This is a genomic window from Lactiplantibacillus sp. DA1, assembly GCF_032681335.1.
Classification (GTDB): Bacteria; Bacillota; Bacilli; order Lactobacillales; family Lactobacillaceae; genus Lactiplantibacillus.
Map to the genome: position 1 here is coordinate 204,276 of NZ_JAWHTQ010000005.1, position 20,032 is coordinate 224,307.

The 20,032-nt window shown below is 40.4% G+C and carries 19 protein-coding genes and 1 pseudogene; 5 read left to right on the forward strand and 15 right to left on the reverse strand.

Annotated features, from left to right (window positions below):
* The first annotated feature begins 258 nt into the window (after nt 1-258).
* A complete protein-coding gene (locus RXV91_RS09515) occupies nt 259-1,026 on the forward strand; it encodes a DeoR/GlpR family DNA-binding transcription regulator (RefSeq protein WP_047674381.1) in 768 nt (255 codons plus the stop codon).
* A 106-nt stretch (nt 1,027-1,132) separates the two neighbouring features.
* Complete coding sequence (locus tag RXV91_RS09520; protein ID WP_316439669.1) at nt 1,133-3,523, forward strand: phosphoketolase family protein; 2,391 nt, start codon at nt 1,133-1,135, stop codon at nt 3,521-3,523.
* An 82-nt stretch (nt 3,524-3,605) separates the two neighbouring features.
* Here the strand turns inward: RXV91_RS09520 and RXV91_RS09525 are convergent, their stop codons facing one another.
* The 7 genes from RXV91_RS09525 to RXV91_RS09555 all read right to left on the reverse strand — a co-directional run bounded on the left by RXV91_RS09525 (nt 3,606) and on the right by RXV91_RS09555 (nt 11,338).
* Nucleotides 3,606-4,004 carry a YueI family protein gene (locus RXV91_RS09525; protein ID WP_316439671.1) on the reverse strand — a complete coding sequence of 133 codons (399 nt, stop codon included), beginning with the start codon at nt 4,002-4,004 and terminating at the stop codon, nt 3,606-3,608.
* 81 nt (nt 4,005-4,085) lie between these two features.
* Entirely contained in the window at nt 4,086-4,646 is a 561-nt protein-coding gene (locus RXV91_RS09530) for a sugar O-acetyltransferase (protein WP_316439672.1), read from the reverse strand.
* Nucleotides 4,647-4,720: 74 nt separating this feature from the next.
* Nucleotides 4,721-6,145, reverse strand: coding sequence for an L-arabinose isomerase (gene araA / locus RXV91_RS09535; protein ID WP_316439673.1), 1,425 nt, complete (start codon nt 6,143-6,145; stop codon nt 4,721-4,723).
* Nucleotides 6,146-6,198: 53 nt separating this feature from the next.
* Nucleotides 6,199-6,927 (reverse strand): L-ribulose-5-phosphate 4-epimerase, encoded by a 729-nt coding sequence (locus RXV91_RS09540; protein WP_033611572.1) that lies wholly within the window; start codon nt 6,925-6,927, stop codon nt 6,199-6,201.
* A gap of 17 nt (nt 6,928-6,944) precedes the next feature.
* Entirely contained in the window at nt 6,945-8,546 is a 1,602-nt protein-coding gene (locus RXV91_RS09545; protein ID WP_316439674.1) for an FGGY-family carbohydrate kinase, read from the reverse strand.
* A gap of 16 nt (nt 8,547-8,562) precedes the next feature.
* On the reverse strand, nt 8,563-9,963 hold the full coding sequence (locus RXV91_RS09550) for a sugar porter family MFS transporter (RefSeq protein WP_316439675.1): 1,401 nt from the start codon (nt 9,961-9,963) through the stop codon (nt 8,563-8,565).
* Between the two features lie 298 nt (nt 9,964-10,261).
* Nucleotides 10,262-11,338, reverse strand: coding sequence for a GntR family transcriptional regulator (locus RXV91_RS09555; RefSeq protein WP_033611569.1), 1,077 nt, complete (start codon nt 11,336-11,338; stop codon nt 10,262-10,264).
* Nucleotides 11,339-11,725: 387 nt separating this feature from the next.
* Here RXV91_RS09555 and RXV91_RS09560 point away from each other — a divergent pair, with 387 nt between their 5' ends.
* Nucleotides 11,726-12,412, forward strand: coding sequence for an N-acetylmannosamine-6-phosphate 2-epimerase (locus RXV91_RS09560; protein WP_316439676.1), 687 nt, complete (start codon nt 11,726-11,728; stop codon nt 12,410-12,412).
* 128 nt (nt 12,413-12,540) lie between these two features.
* On the opposite strand, the gene RXV91_RS09565 is transcribed toward RXV91_RS09560, so the two are convergent.
* From RXV91_RS09565 to RXV91_RS09580, 4 genes and pseudogenes are all read right to left on the reverse strand, one after another.
* Nucleotides 12,541-12,948 (reverse strand): Spx/MgsR family RNA polymerase-binding regulatory protein, encoded by a 408-nt coding sequence (locus RXV91_RS09565; protein WP_033611565.1) that lies wholly within the window; start codon nt 12,946-12,948, stop codon nt 12,541-12,543.
* A 337-nt stretch (nt 12,949-13,285) separates the two neighbouring features.
* Nucleotides 13,286-13,795: pseudogene (gene msrA / locus RXV91_RS09570) on the reverse strand (peptide-methionine (S)-S-oxide reductase MsrA); the annotation flags it as partial.
* Nucleotides 13,796-13,825: 30 nt separating this feature from the next.
* Complete coding sequence (gene msrB, locus RXV91_RS09575; protein WP_316439677.1) at nt 13,826-14,254, reverse strand: peptide-methionine (R)-S-oxide reductase MsrB; 429 nt, start codon at nt 14,252-14,254, stop codon at nt 13,826-13,828.
* 107 nt (nt 14,255-14,361) lie between these two features.
* Entirely contained in the window at nt 14,362-15,315 is a 954-nt protein-coding gene (locus tag RXV91_RS09580; RefSeq protein WP_316439678.1) for an alpha/beta hydrolase, read from the reverse strand.
* 146 nt (nt 15,316-15,461) lie between these two features.
* Between RXV91_RS09580 and RXV91_RS09585 the strand changes: the two genes are divergently transcribed.
* Nucleotides 15,462-15,896, forward strand: coding sequence for a MarR family transcriptional regulator (locus RXV91_RS09585; RefSeq protein ID WP_316439679.1), 435 nt, complete (start codon nt 15,462-15,464; stop codon nt 15,894-15,896).
* 224 nt (nt 15,897-16,120) lie between these two features.
* Here the strand turns inward: RXV91_RS09585 and RXV91_RS09590 are convergent, their stop codons facing one another.
* Nucleotides 16,121-17,323, reverse strand: coding sequence for an NAD(P)/FAD-dependent oxidoreductase (locus tag RXV91_RS09590; RefSeq protein ID WP_316439680.1), 1,203 nt, complete (start codon nt 17,321-17,323; stop codon nt 16,121-16,123).
* A gap of 461 nt (nt 17,324-17,784) precedes the next feature.
* Between RXV91_RS09590 and RXV91_RS09595 the strand changes: the two genes are divergently transcribed.
* Entirely contained in the window at nt 17,785-18,159 is a 375-nt protein-coding gene (locus RXV91_RS09595) for a TIGR02328 family protein (protein ID WP_316439681.1), read from the forward strand.
* Between the two features lie 303 nt (nt 18,160-18,462).
* Here RXV91_RS09595 and RXV91_RS09600 read toward each other — a convergent pair whose 3' ends face one another.
* The 3 genes from RXV91_RS09600 to RXV91_RS09610 form a co-directional block, all read right to left on the reverse strand.
* A complete protein-coding gene (locus RXV91_RS09600) occupies nt 18,463-19,011 on the reverse strand; it encodes a folate family ECF transporter S component (protein ID WP_033611561.1) in 549 nt (182 codons plus the stop codon).
* Between the two features lie 347 nt (nt 19,012-19,358).
* On the reverse strand, nt 19,359-19,493 hold the full coding sequence (locus RXV91_RS09605) for a hypothetical protein (protein WP_021730291.1): 135 nt from the start codon (nt 19,491-19,493) through the stop codon (nt 19,359-19,361).
* 16 nt (nt 19,494-19,509) lie between these two features.
* Nucleotides 19,510-19,755 (reverse strand): GlsB/YeaQ/YmgE family stress response membrane protein, encoded by a 246-nt coding sequence (locus RXV91_RS09610; RefSeq protein WP_021730292.1) that lies wholly within the window; start codon nt 19,753-19,755, stop codon nt 19,510-19,512.
* Between the last annotated feature and the right edge of the window lie 277 nt (nt 19,756-20,032).

Sequence of the window (20,032 nt, forward strand, 5' to 3'; positions counted from 1 at the left end):
TTACTTTGCAACCCTTTTCTTTATATTTTATTATGGCAATTTTAAATCGTACATTATTTTGCATAATTTGCATTGATTGCCAAGCATTAATTTAAAAATCATTTACGCTATAATCACTATTAAAGCAGCATTTACTTAATTAATTAATACACAAAACAAAATAATTTATTTTCAAAATCAAGATAGTATAAATATTTGCGAAAATTTGCAAACAATTGTAACATTAAACCAGCCTTATCCAATTGGAGATGATACCTTATGGAAATTATTCAAAGACAAAAGTACATTTTAGATCAGCTTAATCAGAATCAAAATATTCGTATCTCCGACATTAGCAACCAATTGCATATTTCAAGAGAAACTATCCGCAAAGACATTTATACTTTAGACAGTCAGGGGCTTGTTCACGCTGTACGCGGTGGTGCTACAATTCCCGAAAGCATCAGTGAAACTCGGTATGGCAAAAGACAGCATGAAGAAGTAGACGAAAAAAAACTGATTGCACAAAGCGCTCTATCCCTTATTCACGACGGAGATTCTATATTTATCGACTACGGGACAACCGCATTTCAAGTCGCAGAAGCCCTAAAACACAGCCAACTTAAAAACTTAACCATTACAACCACCTCTTCATTTGTAGTCAGCACTTTACAGTTCAATAAAAGCATCCAAATGGTCGTTCTTGGAGGAAGTATGCGTACCAGTGAAGGCTCTTTAGCAGGCCCGATTACACTTGCTAATATCCACAATATTTATGCCGATATCGGTTTTTTCGGTTGCGGGGGTATTAGCTTACAAGCAGGGATTACAAACCATTATGTTGAAGAGGTTGAAGTCTCAAAAAAGATGATGACCCACTGTCGGACAACTGTTGTGTTAGCTGATCATACTAAATTCAAGAAAAACGCGATGTATAAGACTGCTAACATTAACAATATCGATGTGTTGATCACAGACGCTAGTATCGATCAAAAAACGGCTAGCCAGTTTCGGGCAGAAACGACTTCCTTGATCCTCGCACATTAATAAATTTGCAACAGGACAGATAAAAGCTTGACTTTACAATTGAAACCGCTATCATAATAACCGTAATGATAAATAAAACAAATATTTGCAAAGGAGTTGCAAAATAATGAGTGAAGCAATTAAATCCAAAACAGTTGATTACTCTTCTGATGACTATCTAAACCGCGTTGATGCCTATTGGCGTGCTGCTAACTACATCTCAGTTGGTCAACTCTATCTACTAAATAACCCGTTACTTCGGGAACCATTAAAGGCGTCTGATGTGAAGGTTCATCCAATCGGCCATTGGGGTACGATTGCCGGTCAAAACTTTATTTATGCCCATTTGAACCGTGCCATTAACAAGTACGACCTCAACATGTTCTACATTGAAGGCCCTGGTCATGGTGGTCAAGTAATGGTTTCTAACTCCTACTTAGATGGCACTTATACGGAAACGTATCCTAAAATTACCCAAGACAAAGCCGGGATGAAACGCCTATTCAAACAATTCTCATTCCCAGGTGGGGTTGCCTCTCATGCTGATCCTAAGACGCCAGGATCAATCCATGAAGGTGGCGAACTTGGCTACTCAATCTTACATGGTGCTGGTGCGGTCTTAGATAACCCTGGTTTAATTGCGGCTACCGTTGTTGGTGATGGTGAATCTGAAACTGGCCCATTGGCAACTTCTTGGCAAGTTAACAAGTTCCTCAACCCGATTAGTGATGGGACGGTCTTACCAATCTTGAACTTAAACGGCTTCAAGATTTCTAACCCAACAGTTCTTTCACGTGAATCACATGAAGAACTTGAAGACTACTTTAAAGGTTTAGGCTGGGATCCACACTTTGTTGAAGGTACAGACCCTGCCAAGATGCACAAAATCATGGCTGAAGAATTGGATAAAGTCATTGAAGAAATCCACGCAATTCGTAAGAACGCCAAGGATAACAATGATGAATCTCGTCCTAAGTGGCCAATGATTGTTTTCCGGGCACCTAAGGGCTGGACCGGTCCTAAGAGTTGGGACGGCGAACCAATTGAAGGTTCATTCCGGGCTCACCAAATTCCAATTCCTGTCGATCGCAATCACATGGAACACGCCGACAAATTAGTTGACTGGCTCAAATCATACAAACCAGAAGAATTATTTGATGAAAATGGTACTTTAAAACCAGAAATTGCCGCAATCATCCCTGAAGGCCAAGCTCGTATGGCTGCTAACCCCGTTACTAACGGCGGTAAGTTAACTAAAGACTTAATTACACCAAATATCGATGATTATGCTTTGGACAACAAGAATCACGGTAAGGAAGATGGTTCAGACATGACTGAACTTGGTAAGTATATCCGTGATTTAATTGAGTTGAACAAAGACAACAAGAATTTCCGTGGCTGGGGTCCTGACGAAACCTTATCTAACAAACTAGGCGCTGCTTTTGAAGATACCAAACGTCAGTGGATGGAACCAATCCACGAACCTAATGATGCTTTGTTAGCACCTCAAGGCCGGATTATTGACTCCATGTTGTCAGAACACATGGATGAAGGGATGTTGGAAGCTTACAATTTAACCGGACGTTACGGTTTCTTCGCAAGTTATGAATCATTCCTGCGCGTTGTGGATTCAATGTTAACCCAACACTTCAAGTGGTTACGGAATTCTCACGAAGAAACCCCTTGGCGGGCTGATGTACCTTCACTGAATGTGATTGCATCATCAACAGCCTTCCAACAAGATCACAATGGTTACTCTCACCAAGATCCAGGTATCATTTCACACTTGGCTGAAAAGAAGACCGAATACGTTCGTGCCTATCTTCCAGGTGATGCCAACACCTTGATTGCAACCTTTGATAAGGCTATCCAAAGCAAGCAATTGATTAATTTAATCATTGCCAGCAAACATCCCCGTCCACAATGGTTCACGATGGATGAAGCCAAGCATTTAGTTCGTGATGGCTTAGGTGTGATTGATTGGGCAAGTACTGATCATGGTGAAGAACCCGACGTTGTCTTCGCAACTGCCGGCTCTGAACCAACGACTGAAAGCTTAGCGGCCGTATCAATCTTGCATGCACGCTTCCCTGAAATGAAGATTCGCTTCATTAACGTTGTTGATCTTCTGAAGCTGAAGAAAGACGACCCTCGTGGTTTATCAGATGCTGAATTTGATGCCTTCTTCACTAAAGACAAGCCAGTTATCTTCGCATACCATGCTTACGATGACCTAGTAAAGACCATCTTCTTCGATCGCCATAACCATAACTTACACGTTCATGGTTACCGCGAAGAAGGCGATATTACCACGCCATTCGACATGCGTGTTCGCAACGAACTCGATCGTTTCCACTTAGTCAAAGCGGCCTTATTAGCAACGCCTGCTTATGCTGAAAAAGGTGCCCATGTCATCCAAGAGATGAACAGCATTTTGGACAAGCATCATGACTATATCCGTGCTGAAGGTACCGATATTCCAGAAGTTGAAAACTGGAAATGGACTGCATTGAAGTAGAATTTTAACCTGTAATTCAGCATAAATTAAAAAATCGACTTCCAAATGAAATTTCATTTGGAAGTCGATTTTTTGCATTTTATTAGTATTGCGGGTAACGCTTCATAATATCAATTTCTTCGCGATTCAGCGCATAATCAGCACACAAAATAATTGCAGCACTTTCTGCATCCTGATGATAATGCCGACTGTTCTTGATTGCAAATGGCATTGCACACCGATTAGCTAATCTGATGTATTGTCCCAAAACATCCATATCAAGACGACCATTAAATAATAGTTGATAATTACGTTTCTTTTTTATAACCTTCTCAAGAATCACCATCCAATCATAACGCATTGCTTCACTAAACGTTATTTTAAGCTCGATCCGCTCATAAAAAGTCCCCAAGCAGCGATTTTGTTCATCAGGTTTTAGTAATGGCAGCCCTAAAACTGCATTTTTGACACGAGCGTCAATGTCTAAATCTTTATTTTGCATTTTCTCACCTCAAGCAGATAAGCGACTACATTAAAGATCACATTTTCAAATTACACGTTCAATAACAATCACTAATCCTTCTTATAATCCCCGAATCACCCGCGCTGGATTTCCACCAACAACCACGTTATCCCCAAAGGACTTAGTAACCACACTACCCGCAGCAACAATCACATTATTTCCCAACGTGACCCCTGGACAAATAATCGCACCACCCCCAACCCACAAATCATCTCCTAGATTCACAGGCTTACCAATCCCCATGGCACCGTTGCGTCGTAACTGGGGGTCATCAGGATGGTTTACAGAATAAATTTGTACTTTTGGACCTAATAGACAGTGTTTGCCAATCTTAATCGGGGCCACATCTAAAATCACGCAATCATAATTGGCAAAAAAGTCTTCACCAACGAATAAGTTATACCCGTAATCACAACGAAAGGTGGCATGAACCTCAATCTTATCACCAGTCGCGCCAAATAATCGTTTAATTATTTGTTGGCTTTTTTGGGGATTCGTCTCACCGAGCTGGTTGAAGGCTTCTATTTGTTGCCGCGCCACCGCTCGTTCACTAATCAGTTCAGGGTCATAAACATTAAATAACTCACCAGCAATCATTTTTGCCTTTTCACTCTTGATCACAGCCATCACTCCACTTCTTGATAAAAATGGTTGCGGTTACCAACAGTAGCCACAACCATTTTGCAATATTAAATTTACTTCAGAAACGCCTTAGTCATACCAACCATGGTGGCATAGTCTTCCATTTGTTCTTCAGTTAACGAGAAGGACAGCATCGTGTGGTGACCACCACCAGCTTGCATCCATTCTAGTGCACCCTTCTTTAAACCCATCTTTGGAGTCCATAATTGCTTAGCAACTGGTAAATTAGGTGTTTCGGCTTCTGGCTTATTCGCATCTACGGCGTAGCTAATCATCTTGAACCCATCACGGAAATCGGCAACGGTGACATCAATTGCTTCACCTTCTGAACCAGTAAATACTAGGCGAGCAGGATCAGCTTTACCACCGATATCCAATGGATGAACTTCAACCCGTGGCTTATCACTTGCAATCGAAGGATCAACTTCCAACATGTGTGAACCTAAGATAGCTTCATGACCATGACGCAAGTCTAACGTGTAGTCTTCCATAAAGGCGGTTTGCTTGTTGTGAGACATAATCTTCATAACCCGTCCTAAAGCAGCCGTCTTCCAGTCGCCTTCAGCACCAAAACCATATCCATCACGAATTAATAATTGCGAAGCTAGACCAGGTAATTGTTCCATCCCCCAAAGATCTTCAAAGTTCGTGGTAAAGGCCGTGTAACCGCCTCTTTCTAGGAACCGCTTAATACCAAGATATTGTGCCAATTGAACCCGAACTGAATGTTTATACGTGTCCGCATCGTTATCGCCTTGTACCATCTCATACCGAGACTCCAAGTCAGCGTATTCCTTATCAATGTCAGCATCCGAAACCTTATTAATCTCTTCAACTAGGTCACCGATACCATAATAGTCAACTGTCCAGCCCATCTTAATTTGAGCTTCAACCTTGTCACCTTCAGTAACGGCCACATTACGCATCGTGTCGCCAAAACGAGCAACCTTAACTTTAAAGCTCTCATTGTACGCTACTGCGACATCTTCCCAACGCGCAATCTGTTCTTGCACATCTTCATCGCCCCAATAGCCGTAAACAATCTTATTATGTTTCTGCAACCGGGCGTTAATGTAGGCATACTCGCGGTCGCCATGGGCACTTTGGTTAAGGTTCATGTAATCAAAGTCAATGTCTGCATATGGAATATTATTCAAATATTGCGTTGCTAAGTGTAATAATGGTTTTTGTAATAATTCAGTCCCACGAATCCAGTTCTTAGCTGGTGAGAATGTGTGCATCCAAGTAATAACACCGGCTACCTTATCATTGTAATTAACTTCTTTCATAAAGTTGGTGATACTTTCAGCCGTCGTCATAACATCTTTAAAGACTACTTTATAAGGTAACTTGCCGCTTGCATTCAATTTATCCGCAATATCTTGCGCATCCTCAGCAACAGACTTCAATTGTTCTTCACCATAAAGGTGTTGTGAACCGGTAACAAACCAAAACTCATAATCAGGTACTGATAACATAATTAAGCACTCCTCGTCTATTTGTATGTTTTTTTTAATTCAACTAATCCTTATTACTTGCGAACTGCATGATCCTTAGAGTGCGCATTATTTTGACCATAATAGGCACTTGCACCATGCTTACGTAAATAATGCTTATCTAATAAATATTGTGGCAATTCGCTACTTGCACGGGTCAATTGCGCAGTATGATAATCTTCTTCGGCAACCACTTCCAACACTTTAGCATTGTAAACGGCTTTAGCTGGCGTTGGTCCCCAAGCAAATGGGCCGTGCTGGCTGACTAATGAGGCTGGTACAGCTTCATAATCGAGGCCCCGTTCTTGGAACGTCTTCACAATGGTTTTACCCGTATTGCCTTCATAATCTGCTTCAATTTCTTCCTTAGTCAGCGCATCCGCGGCCGGCACGTCACCATAGAACGTATCAGCATGGGTCGTGTTCATAGCTGGTACATCCATTTGAGCAGCTGCATACGCAACTGCCCATGGCGAATGAGTATGGACAATTCCGCCAATATTAGGAAAAGCGTTATATAACACCGTATGAGTCGGCGTATCGCTGGAGGGATTTAGTTCACCTTCAACCACTTCGCCCTTTAAATTAACAACCACTAAATCACTTGGTTTTAATTCGTCATAGTCAACGCCAGATGGTTTGATAACAAATAAGCCTTTTTCCCGATCAATACCCGAAACATTACCCCAAGTAAAGGTAACTAAGTCTAACTTTGGAAGTTGCATATTGGCTTCGTAAACTTCTTGTTTTAGTGCTTCTAGCATTCTATTAATCCTCTTCTCTAATCTTTGATTGCTTGCCCAGCCGCTGCTTCAACTGGTAAACCAGCTTGATAACGTTGAATAAATTCACGATATCCAGCCACCCGTTCCGGTTCTGGACTCAACGTCATACTTTCTGGCTCTTTAAAGACTTCTTGATCCAAGAAATCTTCTAGGTTCATTGCAGTTTGCCGACAAGCAAAGTTGGCTAACACTGCCATCCCCCATGGGCCACCTTCACCAGCAGTACTCATTACAGTAATCGGAATGTTCAGTGCGTTGGCCAATACTTGTTGGCCAATTACCGGCGTTCGGAACAATCCGCCCTGTGCAATCATAACATCCGTTTGAACATGTTCTTCGTTAACCAGAATATCCATACCAAGTTGGAGGGGTGCGAACGCCGCATATAATTGGGTCAACATAAAGTTCGGTAAACTAAATTTACTGTTTGGTGTCCGTACAAATAGTGGCCGACCAGCTTGAATCTTAGTAATATTCTCACCGGATTGATAACTATAGTTAGCCAACCCGCCGGCATCCGCATCAGCGCGAGTTGATTCCAAGAATAACGTTTCATATAGTCGATCCGGTTTCAATTCCATTCCCAACCGGGCTGCAAACTCACGAAAAATCGTTGCCCAAGCATTAATATCCGACGAGCAATTATTAACATGCACCATTGCAACTGGTGACCCATCTGGCGTCATAACAATATCAATATCGCGATAAACTTTAGACAATGGTTTATCCAGAACGTTCATCGAAAACGCTGAGGTTCCCACCGAGATGTTACCTGTGCGTTTACGGACGCTGTTCGTACCGACCATTCCTGTTCCGGCATCCCCTTCTGGCGGTGCAATAACACTGCCAGCTTCGAGCGTGCCGCTCTGATCAAGTAAGCTCGCCCCGGCAGCCGTTAACTTTCCAGCAATGGCTCCCGCTGGTAAAACCCGCGGTAAAATATGCCGGATATCCCATGAATACGGTGTAACCTTGTCAAGTTGGCTAAACTTGGTTAACATCGTCTGATTGTATGTGTCAGCCGTTTCATCAATTGGGAAAACGCCAGACGCATCACCGATTCCAAGAACTTTCTCCCCCGACAGTTTCCAGGTTACATAACCAGCCAGCGTTGTTATGAAGTCCACCTGTTTAACGTGCGCTTCATCGTTTAAAATTGCCTGGTATAAGTGCGCGATACTCCACCGTTGTGGAATGTTGAAATCAAATAATTCGGTCAATTCATCTGCTGCTTGCCCCGTAATGTTATTACGCCAAGTCCGAAACGGAACTAATAATTTCGCTTGTTGATCAAATGCTAGGTATCCGTGCATCATGGCACTAATGCCAATAGCATTGATATGCTTCAAACTCATGTGATATTTACTGCGGACATCCGCTGCTAATTGCGTATAACTTTGTTGAATTCCGGTCCAGACATCTTCAAGTGCGTAAGTCCAAGTACCATCAACAAATTGGTTTTCCCAAACGTAACTTCCCGAAGCAATCGTATTAAAATCGTCCGTGATCAAAACGGCTTTAATTCGAGTTGAGCCAAGCTCAATTCCTAAAGAAACTTGGCCAGTTTCAATCGCTTCGGCTGTTTCAACTAAATTCATCTGACTTGCCTCCTAATTAATGACTCGCTTGTTGTACGGGTGCTTGTTTGTGATGATTCGTTCCTGCTGCTTCAATCTCTTCAAGTGAGTGACCACGAGTTTCTGGAACACAGAATCGAACGAATAGCACTCCTAATACACAGATCACACCGAACACCGCAAAAACTGCTTCTTGTGACATTGAAGCCGTCATAATTGGGAATAATAACCCCACAGCCCATGACCCAATCCAATTGAATGAAGAAGCTAAGCCTGATGCCCGACCGCGAACTGCAAGCGGAAAGACTTCACCCACGAGCACCCAAGTCAATGGTGCCCAAGTAAATGAGTAGAAAGCCACGTAAATCGATAAGAAGACGACAATCATCATTGGACTGGCATTCGGTACCAAACTATTAATAACAGCTGGTAGCAGGAATGATAATGCCATGACGGAACCGCCCAACATCAATAAAGTCCGCCGATTGAATTTTTCAGCAATCCAAATGTAAAGTAATGATCCTAAAACTAATAGGATGCCTTGAACAATTGGCCACATTAGTGCTGAACTTGCCGCACTACCGGTTGCCTTTTCAACGATTAACGGAATGTAGTAAAAGATTGCATTAGCACCTTGAAATTGTTGAAAAGCTGCAACCCCCACACCTGCCATGACTAAGTACCGATATTTCCCATTGAACAAGGTTGCCCAGGAGGTCTTTTCTAAATTGTTAGCCTCCGTTTGGGCTGTTGATTGAATCGCTTTAACTTCACTGTCAACTTCATCTGGTTTACGAACAAAAGATAAAACTTGACGGGCTTCGTCTAACCGATTGGCTTTAATTAAGAACCGTGGGGATTCCGGCAACTTCAAGACTCCCAGAAAGAGAATAATCGCTGGAACCGCTGCCAATCCTAACATTAGCCGCCATGACATATTCTCGGGTAGATCCTTCAGAATATAATCAACAATGTAAGAAATTAACATCCCCGACACAATCATGGTCTGATTAATCCCAGATAAACTACCGCGCAATCGTGCTGGTGCCATTTCAGACATATATGCAGGTACTAGTGCAGAAGCAGCACCCACGGCTAATCCCAAGAAGATCCGCATGCCAATCAAATAGTAAGTTCCGTTGTTAGGTGAAAAGCCACACAGAATCGAGCCAACTGCGAAAATCAATGATGACATCAAGATCATCCGCCGCCGACCTAGTCGATCCGCCAACTGACCGGCAATTGCAGCACCAAAAATTGCGCCAAACATTACTGCTGATGTCACCCACCCAACCAATGTTGCATTAGTCAATGCCCAATCGGTCTTCAGAAACGGTAATGCGCCTGTCATTACCCCAATGTCATAACCAAAAAGAATCCCGCCAAACGAACCAAAGAAGAAAATAAATTTACTTGAAACCTTTTTCTGCTTATCCAAAGTTGTTCCTCCTCATATCTGGATTTGTTAAATAATTGCAAAACATCTAGAAAGCCCTTTCAAAAAGAATCGAATTTTAATCAACAACACTGATTATGATTGCCCCTTCGTAAAACCGCTTTCATTTTCGAACAACTACAGTCTAATATATTTATCCGTATAAATCAACAACAATTTATTTTATCAGTATAAATATTTCGTTAATTGTTGATTTGACGCATACACACATAACTTTCTGTCATCACAAAAAACTGCTCTAATCAAAATATGATTAGAACAGTTATTCGGTTTAATCTAGTTAATTTAAATCTGCTACTGAAGCACGAACAATCAGCTCAGGCGTGTAAGCAATCGATTTTACCGGTTGTTTACGTAGCAAACGTAGCATTTGTCTCCCAGTATCCTCACCCATCGTTGTCTTCTCGTGATTCATCGTGGTAATTCCTGGACTCATATACCGAGACATGTGGTAGTCATCAAATCCAACAATCGATATATCAGCAGGAATCTTTAATCCTCGTCCTTTAAGATAATCCATCACCCGAATTGCTAACTGATCATTGTAACAGGCAATTGCTGTTGGCCGCTCATTATTTTGTAAATAAGCATCCAAACGATGTGCTAATTTATCAAATGCATCACCAGACTGATACATCAAAATATTACTTTTGTATGAAATCTCAGGTTGTTCTTGATATGCTTTTACAAAACCATTCATACGGTGAACTCCCTGAATATCATCCACCTGAAAGATACCGAGAATGCTCTCGTGCCCCATTTCAAACAAATATTCAATCATTCGTTGCTCAGCGGCTTGATCACTAGTCGTAACAGCTTGAAAGTCTAAATTAGGATAACTTGCATTAATGAATAGCACTGGAATACCACTATCTTTAATCTCTTGATACAAATCCATGTTAGGGTTGTCTAGCGCGCTCTGGGTTGGTTCGATAATTAATCCTGCAACTTTGCTATTAAGCATATTGATTAAGTTTTTCCGTTCACGTTGATGATTATTATGCGTATTACCAAGCAACAGTGAGTAACCACCTTCCGAAATCACTTGATCAATGCCATAAATAATTTGTGGGAAGATATAATCCGCAACATGCGTTGCAATCACACCAATAATCTTACTATCACTCTCAGTTGTCCAATCCTTGTGCCAGTCCTGAACAAACATCCCACCACCCTGGATTCGATAGATAAAATGCTCTGTTTCAAGATCCCCCACGGCCCGCCGAATCGTATATCGCGAGACGGCAAAACGTTGCATCATTTCCGTCTCCGTTGGTAATTTTGCATCAATCGCATACTCTCCCGAAAGAATCGCTTCTTTCAAGGCGTCTTTAACTTTTTGATATTTATTTTCCATACACTACTCCACTATTACTACCAATTTATTTACTCAAGTTGTCAATTATCATCGGTTCAACCAGTTACGCCAAAAGCTACTGTTGACACCACTTTTAATTCGAACCACTAAAGCCACCTTGGTAGTTATTAATTGTATTTTCTCCCCCTCTATTATAGCAAACACAATTAATCATATAATTAGTTTCACCTCCATCAATTCAAAAAGTTATTTATCAGTATAAATCACGAATTGTAAATTCATATTTCACAAACAATATGAATTAATATCTCATATTTATCAGTTCAAGATTAAATACTTCCACTGCAAATACCAGCTACCATGTACGTCTAAACAAAATTATGATACCGTTACCATGTAGACAAACAAAGGAAAGAAGGTCGTATTATGAAAAATACATTCTTAAATACAGTTAAGGGCTCATTAATTATCTCGTGTCAGGCGTTACCTAATGAACCGCTGCATAGTTCATTTATTATGTCACGAATGGCCCTTGCCGCTAAGGAAGCTGGGGCCGCGAGTATTCGCGCTAATTCCGTTGTTGATATTCAGGCCATTCAGGATGAAGTTGATTTACCACTGATTGGCTTGAGTAAAGTCGACTATCCCGACTCACCAGTCTACATCACGCCGACAATCAAAGAGATGCGCGCGGTTGCCGCTACGGGTTGTGCTGTGGTCGCTTGTGACGTCACGGGGCAACCACGTCCAAATGGAGAAAAACTGACTGAGATTGTTGCCGCAATGCGGACAGAATTCCCTGATACCCTCTTGATGGCTGATACTGATACCATCGAGAACATCAAAGTAGCGGATAAGTTAGGCTTTGATATTATTGGGACCACGATGCACGGCTACACACCAGCCACGACAGGTGCCAACATTGCTGATAATGACTTTGCCTACTTAAAGGAAGTCCTCCAAGCCACATCACGCCCTGTTATCGCTGAAGGTAAAGTCGATACGCCCGAAAAAATGAAACGTTGTCTCGACTTGGGCTGTCACGCTGTCGTTGTTGGTGGTGCCATCACTCGGCCACTCGAAATCGCACAGCGCTTCATTAACGCATTATAATACAGCTAATCTGTTAAAACTAAAACCGATTACCAGCAAGAATTTGCTAGTAATCGGTTTTTATTATTCATCAACACCGTCATATCTTTAAGCAACTATATCTTTACCCTAAATACAAAATTACTACTTTATATTTCTCCTAAAGCATACCTATTCAACATAACGTCAAACTTCATGCGACGAATTGCGCGCGGAATAAATTGTCGAATATCGTCAGCGTTAAAACCAATTTGAATCTTGTTCGCGCTTACAATTATTGGCCGGCGCAATAGTTTGGGGTGCGTACTTAATAACTTTAGGGCATCATTTAACTTCATTTGAGGCAATTGTTCCGCCACTTCTGAATAATACTTTGAACGCTTTGAAATAATATCATCTAGCCCATTTTCTGTGAGACTTAGAACATGTTTTAGTTCTGCCACAGTTGGCAAATCAGTGCTGAAGTTTTTTTCTTCAAATGCAATGTCATGAGCACTCAACCATTGACGAGCTGCTAATGAAGAATGACAACTTGTCTGTGTATATAATTTAATCATATCGGCCTCACCTTTCCGAAACAGAATTATAGTTTCTATAAATTTCATTTAATTATAGTTGTTACAACATTAATAAGTAAACGAATATGATTAGGATCTAAAAAGCTGAATAACGACTGATACAGCGCGTCTATTCAGCTTTTACTGACAACAAATAAAACATCTTTTTAAGACGCATAATAGAACAATAATCTTTTTAAGATCATTTTTAATCGTTTTATGATAACTAGTCGTTTTATCCCATTAGCTAACAACCTTTAGTACAAACTTCAAATAAGCTTTAAACCTACATAAAAACCGATGCATCTCAAACTTCAAACGAGATGCATCGGTCAATTTAATTTCTATCACATTGCCAACGTTGTTTAATAAACTGTGCTCGTCCACCCATTTCTTCTATTTGAAACCGAAATGGATTTTGCCAATAAAAATCTTGATGGACTGCTTCAGCCGGATAAAAAGGTTTTACATTTTCAATTTGAGTAACAATGGGGTCATTAAAACAGCTACTAGCTGTCAGTGAATCTCTTGAAGATTCTGCGACTTGTCGCTGTTCTGGTCCATTCACAAATATAACTGGACGATAACTATCCTCACGGTATTGAAATTGACCAGCCACATCAGTTGGATCCGTTTGATGCCAATATATCTCAACCAATTGCGCATAACTAATCACATTAGGATCAAAAGTAATCTTCACAGCTTCCGTATGCCCAGTTGTAAGGCTAGCAACTTGTTCATACGTTGGATTAACAGTGGTATCGCCCGTATATCCAGCCACCACAGACTTAATGCCTGGTTGCTCATCAAACGATTTCACCATGCACCAGAAACAACCGCCAGCAAAAAATAGCCGTTGCTAACATTTGATCTCCCTTTATTCAAATAATGACGTATATTTACCATAACCAGCTGTTGCTAAATCAGCCATTGGAATAAATTTTAGAGCAGCTGAATTAATGCAATAACGTAAACCGCCAGTTTGACTAGGACCATCAGGAAAAACATGCCCTAGGTGTGAATTGGCCTTCGAACTTTTGACCTCTGTTCGTCGCATCCCAAACGAATCATCCCGATGCTCGACTACATTAGTCGAGTCAATTGGTTTTGTAAATGACGGCCAACCACAACCTGCATCATATTTATCCAGCGAACTAAATAACGGCTCACCACTCACAACATCCACGTATATACCAGCTTGATCAAACTGATCATATTGACCACTAAAAGGGCGCTCAGTAGCTGCTTCCTGCGTAACTGCATATTGTTCAGCTGTTAGCTGCCGTAATTCGTCACTTTGTTCCATCTAATCAAGTCCTCTCTACGCCTAATAGATAATTTGTTCGTTTATCATTAACGATTTAAACTTGAATAACTCGCTTTACGTTTATCATTAGTCCCCAATGCTCAGGGTTACTTATTATTCCGTTGCATAATCCATGCCGTTGATAAATCCATTGCCGCTCTTGTTGCATGGGTCTTATCCAACGCATTGACCATTACAAAATCATGAATCATACCTTGGAATTGAACTTGTGTCACGCCAACACCTGCTGACCGCAGTTTGTTGGCGTAATTTTCCCCTTCATCCCGTAAGACATCCGCCTCACCGTTTAGAATCATTGCATCTGGGAGGCCTTTCAAATCATCAAGACTTGCACGCAATGGCGAAGCAGTAATTTGGGCCCGTTCTTGTGGATCGGTCGTGTATTGATCCCAGAACCACTGCATACCTTCTTTAGTAAGATAATAGTTATCTGCAAATTGATTATATGACGGTGTATCAAAGTTGGCATCTGTAACTGGGTAGTAAAGTAATTGCTGGTTAATACGAATTCCTTGACGCTGCTTCGTCATTAACGTCATCACCGTCGCCATGTTTCCACCAACAGAATCCCCAGAAACCGTCAACCGATTAACATCAAAATTTTCACTAACAGCTAATTTAGGTAGTTGTTGCAACACTGCATAGTTTTGTTCAATTGCCGTTGGATACTTAGCTTCCGGCGAACGCGTATACTCTGGGAACACAACAACAGAATTGGTCCGTACAGCCAACTCCCGTACCAACTTATCATGAGTGTGAGCACTACCAAAGACCCAACCAGCACCATGAATATAATAGATGACGGGTAACTTACCATAATTACCGGCCGGACGAATAATGCGAACATTAATTTCTCCCCATTTGCCAGTATCAGCAAGCATATCTTTAATATCAACATTGTATTTTTCAATTGGCGAAGATTGAACTTTTTCTAACAAGTTCCGCCCTTCAGACGGTTTTAGTTCATAAATCCGAGGATGTGGCGCATTCGCTTTACTGAAATCTTCTGCTGCTGGTTCTAAGATAATTTTTTCTGACATACCTAACACTCCAATTTTTATGTTATACTTCGGCAAGTAGAGCGTGCACGACTTACTTGGTAAGTTTATTATATCGTTTGCGATATAGTTGTCAACGATTAAATCGTTCGCGTTGCAAAATATTTTTTAGAAAGGTCGTAGAACGCATGTCAGCAAAAGAAATTCGTTCCCTAGAAGACCATTTTTGTTTCTCAGTTTATGCCACATCGCACGCAATCCAACGATTATATAAGTCAGCATTAGTCAAACATGGCTTAACTTATCCACAATACCTTGTACTCGTTGTGTTATACGATCAAAAGAGTATGTCTGTTAAACAGATCGGACAACAGCTAAACTTAGGTACTGGAACAATGACGCCGTTGCTTAAACGCATGGAAAAGTTAGAATTAGTCACCAGAAAAAGGAATCCAAACGACGAGCGAGGAACCTTGATTGCATTAACATCAAAGGGTGAACAAGAACGCCTAGGACTCAAAGATTTGCCTAGTCTATTAGTTGACCATACAGATTTAACTAACCAAGAATGGGATCAATTAACAAATTTAATGAATAAATTAATGACTGAGATTGTTGAATAGATCTTTTCGTCACTCTCCAGATGCCAACACACTTAATGACAATCGTTCTGATTTACAAATTATCACAGCTTGATCATCTTAAATTTTTTCTGTATTTAATATAATTGCTTGAATCAAGCTAGACAATATTTGGAGTCAATGTCTAGTACTTAATGAAAACAAAAATAGCACCCTAAGACTTGAAGAAACGTTAGCCTTAGAGTGCTATTCATGTTGAAACTATTTTACTTTTCTGTAAGCATTCCAATCAACTCATCATTATTAGCTGGTGGATTGGCTATCAATGCTCGCACATCATCAAGGTCTACCGAAACATTCCAGATTAGAACACCAACGAGCTTGTCTTCATCAAGAAAATAAACGATTTTTCCCCGCTGACGCTGATCAACTATCTGATGGTGCTCAGGATTAATATCCCCAATCGCTTGCCATGAGATATCAAAAATCATCGAATAGAAGTACGGCGTATGCTTGTAAACTAAATGTGCACCAGCCATATTTTGCCCTACCAATTCACCAGATAGCCGCGCATGGTCAACATGTTCTAGCCGTTGACGACCTAAAAGATGATCGGGATATGAAGCAATATCCCCAGCAGACCAAATCTTAGGATCACTAGTTTGCAAGTACTCATTAACTTTGACACCACCATCTGCAAGTTCGAGCCCACTATCTTGAGCCAATTCAACCCGCGGCGTCACGCCAAGACCAATAATAATAGAATCCGCCGTAATCTCTGAACCATCCTTAGTCACCACAGTTAAATGGTCACCTTGACGCTGATAAGACTCTACTGATTGACCACTTAAAATTTCAACACCATTGTTTTTAAAGGTTGCTTCATACTCAGCTCTGATATTTTCAGGGAACTTCCCTGCGCCTAACGCTTTTTCAGGGAAAATCATCGTTACTTTAGTATTATTTTGCGTCAATGACGAAGCCAGTTCTGTGCCCACATAGCCGCCACCAATGATCACCACATGCTGACCTTTGCCACTGAATTTACGTAACTGGCGATAGTCGGACCATTGCCTAAAAGTAAGAACATGGGGGTCAGTTGGCCCACTAATCTGCCGTGGTTCACCACCGGTTGCTAGCAACAGCTGATCATAGTGAACAGTCGGATTATCCTTCACAATAATGGTCTGCTCCTGCCGATTAATTTTACTGACTGTCGTGTTAAACTTGAAAGTGACATTCGCATAGTTCTCGGCACCGATTCTGATATTTTCTTCTGTAAACTCATCATCTAACCACAATTTCTTACTCAAGGCAGGTCTTTCATAAGGAACATCAGCTTCCTTTGAGAGTACTAAAATGGCACCACTCGGATCTTGCTGCCGAATTCCTTTGACTGCATAACCAGCAACCATCCCGCCACCAACAATGACATATCGGTAACGATTAATCTGATTCAAATCACTCATTTGATCGCCTCCATAACTTACTTGTTTTCTGAGACCATTGTAATATAAAATCATCACGATCAAAAAAATGACGCTCAGAATTGCCAATCGTCACGCCCTTTTTATCAGTATAATAATTTTATTTACATGTGCTTAAACGCCTATCCAACATCAGAATAATCGCAACTCAGATTTACCATTAACTCAGCCTAAAACAATATTATTTTTTATTACTTCAATCCTAGCATTAAAATTGGCCAGTTTAACATACTTGGCCATCCGCTATTTATACGCACCTCATTTTAAATCTGGTACCAGTTTCTACAATGATTGTTATGCTATAATAGTCGCAAATATTTACTTTGGATAAACGTCCTTCAAAACAAGTAGGGCTTTAAAGGCCTCATTCATTTGACATATTTATTCTGGTTACCTGAATCTGAATCATGACTTAATGAATCAAAACAAAGGAGTGTGGGATTGTGCGTCTTTGGCATGAACAATTAATTCACAAATTGCCTCGACAACAATTACTAGGTCAGCACCGTGAGCTTGCTGCACTGAGAGGTAATGGTTGGGGTAAGAATCACGCAACCGTTAATTATGTCTTCAACTATCCGCCTTACAAGTTATACCAGTTTCATGTACTAGTGATGGACGAAATGCAACTTCGCGGCTACCATCCTAACAAAATGTGGTATGACCCAAATTATCGTGGCCAGTTTTGTGCCCCCTATGAACATCTGGCCGCCTGCGCATTAACTGTACCAGTTTATCCAGAACACAATACTAGCTACCTAAAAGAATGTTTGCTCAATTTAAAAACCAAAGGCATCATTTTACCAAGTAATGATTAATCTACTTATTAGGCTATTCGTTTGACAGTAATAGCCACCAGTATTTTGTACGTCTCATGTATATCCTAAATATTAGTGTCTAGTATCAAAGGACCTAGAACAAAACTTCAAAACGCATAAACTACTCAAAGTACACTGAGTAGTTTATGCGTTTTATTTTCCACAGCATTGGTGTCGAAACGTGCACAAATTTCATTTTGCTCCGCTTAATTCGAATCCAATGACAATTCCTGGCCCAGGAGTTATCAACGGATTCACGGTCATGCTCCTAAACTGAACGATTTTGTCTATATTTTATTAATATTATCGAAGCCTTATTCTGTCGAAAACATGGCGCTTTTCTAACGCTTTAATGAAATAAAAAATAGCAATCACTTGTAATGGTATTTGAATAAGCACTCGTACTAATCTTCCTAGCAACAGCACTTTAAAATTAGTGCCAAATAAAATTGATATTAGCCATGAATCCATGATCAAACTAACAAAAAGCATCACCAGTACTTGTGTCATAATAACTGATAACCAATTAACCGATTTACGATATAAGAAAAGGCCATCAATAAAGCCGCCTAAAAAGGCCGTTAGCAAGAAAGCGACTTGGAACGCACCAGATCCAAAAATAGTAAAGTTCAACACATCTGAGATCACTTCCAAAAGCCCTCCCCATATTGGCCCATATATGTACCCAATGCAGGCCATTGATAAAAATCCAAAGGACACTTGAAAATATGCCGGTCCAATAGCTATCTTGTAGAAAATAACGTCTAAAGCTAGTAAAAAAGCTGACGTTGTTAGTAACAACAGATTCATTTTTGGCAATTGAAAAACATTTTTTGCAATAAGTTTAGACATAGGGCAATCCTCTTTTTTGATTTTTATCATACCCTCATTTTTAATAAAAGTAAATATTACTTTTATTCGACATCAAGTAGTTTATGACTCACGATCTTTGGATACTGCCATAACACTTATGTTGTTCCTAAGTAAGCCATTCTAATTTAACGCCTCAGCTCAATGCCTTAATTCTCCGTATGTTTGTGATCTGCTGACACCTCATCTTTTTTAACAGTCGTCAGATTGAGCTCCATTCTTCTGTCAGTTTTCACCCACGACACATTCTAAGTCGTTTGTTATCCAGATTAAAAGCCACTGATAAGTTGTGTATTCCCCTTATCAGTGGCTCGTCATAAAATTTGTTTTTAACCATGTAACTTATCTTGTAGCTTATCACCCAAGTTATCAATTCCCTTAGCAGTAAGCACGGTACCACCAATAAGAACACCGCTTACGATTAAAATCGCGGCTAGACAAAACTTCAAAATATTTTTGATCATCAAAATCATCTCCTTATTAATTCATCCGTGTCAGAATAAACGAGGTTATTGCAACTACAATCACACCACCAATAATTGAAGGAACGATTGCCATTCCAGCTAATTGCGGTCCCCATGAGCCCAAAATAGCTTCACCAATTGCTGATCCAACCAACCCAGCAATAATATTGCTAATCCATCCCATCGATTTACCTTTATTAGTAATAGCGCCGGCAATTGCACCAATGATGGCACCAATAATCAAAACCCATAACCAATGCATAAAATCCCTCCTAAATTCTTTCAATTGCTTAATTAAGATAACAACATTTCCCCAGTATTTGGGATCGATATCATAAAGCAATACTTCTTATACCTATTATTCTACAATTATCAATAGTGATAGACAAATATAACACATTAATTGATAAATAGACTGCTATGTTGCATGTTATGGCCATTTAATATTATCTAAAAAACATCATTCACAAAACAAAAAAACAATTGCTAACAAGTTACTCTATTGAACCATGTCAACAAAAGAACTAGTTTGCCTATGC

Excerpts from the sequence above, each read along its gene's own strand:
- RXV91_RS09515 (WP_047674381.1), top strand. The coding sequence starts at position 259 with ATGGAAATTATTCAAAGACAAAAGTACATTTTAGATCAGCTTAATCAG.
- RXV91_RS09520 (WP_316439669.1), top strand. The coding sequence starts at position 1,133 with ATGAGTGAAGCAATTAAATCCAAAACAGTTGATTACTCTTCTGATGAC.
- RXV91_RS09525 (WP_316439671.1), bottom strand. The coding sequence starts at position 4,004 with ATGCAAAATAAAGATTTAGACATTGACGCTCGTGTCAAAAATGCAGTT.
- araA (WP_316439673.1), bottom strand. The coding sequence starts at position 6,145 with ATGTTATCAGTACCTGATTATGAGTTTTGGTTTGTTACCGGTTCACAA.
- RXV91_RS09540 (WP_033611572.1), bottom strand. The coding sequence starts at position 6,927 with ATGCTAGAAGCACTAAAACAAGAAGTTTACGAAGCCAATATGCAACTT.
- RXV91_RS09545 (WP_316439674.1), bottom strand. The coding sequence starts at position 8,546 with ATGAATTTAGTTGAAACAGCCGAAGCGATTGAAACTGGCCAAGTTTCT.
- RXV91_RS09555 (WP_033611569.1), bottom strand. The coding sequence starts at position 11,338 with ATGGAAAATAAATATCAAAAAGTTAAAGACGCCTTGAAAGAAGCGATT.
- RXV91_RS09560 (WP_316439676.1), top strand. The coding sequence starts at position 11,726 with ATGAAAAATACATTCTTAAATACAGTTAAGGGCTCATTAATTATCTCG.
- RXV91_RS09565 (WP_033611565.1), bottom strand. The coding sequence starts at position 12,948 with ATGATTAAATTATATACACAGACAAGTTGTCATTCTTCATTAGCAGCT.
- msrB (WP_316439677.1), bottom strand. The coding sequence starts at position 14,254 with ATGGAACAAAGTGACGAATTACGGCAGCTAACAGCTGAACAATATGCA.
- RXV91_RS09580 (WP_316439678.1), bottom strand. The coding sequence starts at position 15,315 with ATGTCAGAAAAAATTATCTTAGAACCAGCAGCAGAAGATTTCAGTAAA.
- RXV91_RS09585 (WP_316439679.1), top strand. The coding sequence starts at position 15,462 with ATGTCAGCAAAAGAAATTCGTTCCCTAGAAGACCATTTTTGTTTCTCA.
- RXV91_RS09590 (WP_316439680.1), bottom strand. The coding sequence starts at position 17,323 with ATGAGTGATTTGAATCAGATTAATCGTTACCGATATGTCATTGTTGGT.
- RXV91_RS09600 (WP_033611561.1), bottom strand. The coding sequence starts at position 19,011 with ATGTCTAAACTTATTGCAAAAAATGTTTTTCAATTGCCAAAAATGAAT.
- RXV91_RS09605 (WP_021730291.1), bottom strand. The coding sequence starts at position 19,493 with ATGATCAAAAATATTTTGAAGTTTTGTCTAGCCGCGATTTTAATCGTA.
- RXV91_RS09610 (WP_021730292.1), bottom strand. The coding sequence starts at position 19,755 with ATGCATTGGTTATGGGTTTTGATTATTGGTGCCATCATTGGTGCAATT.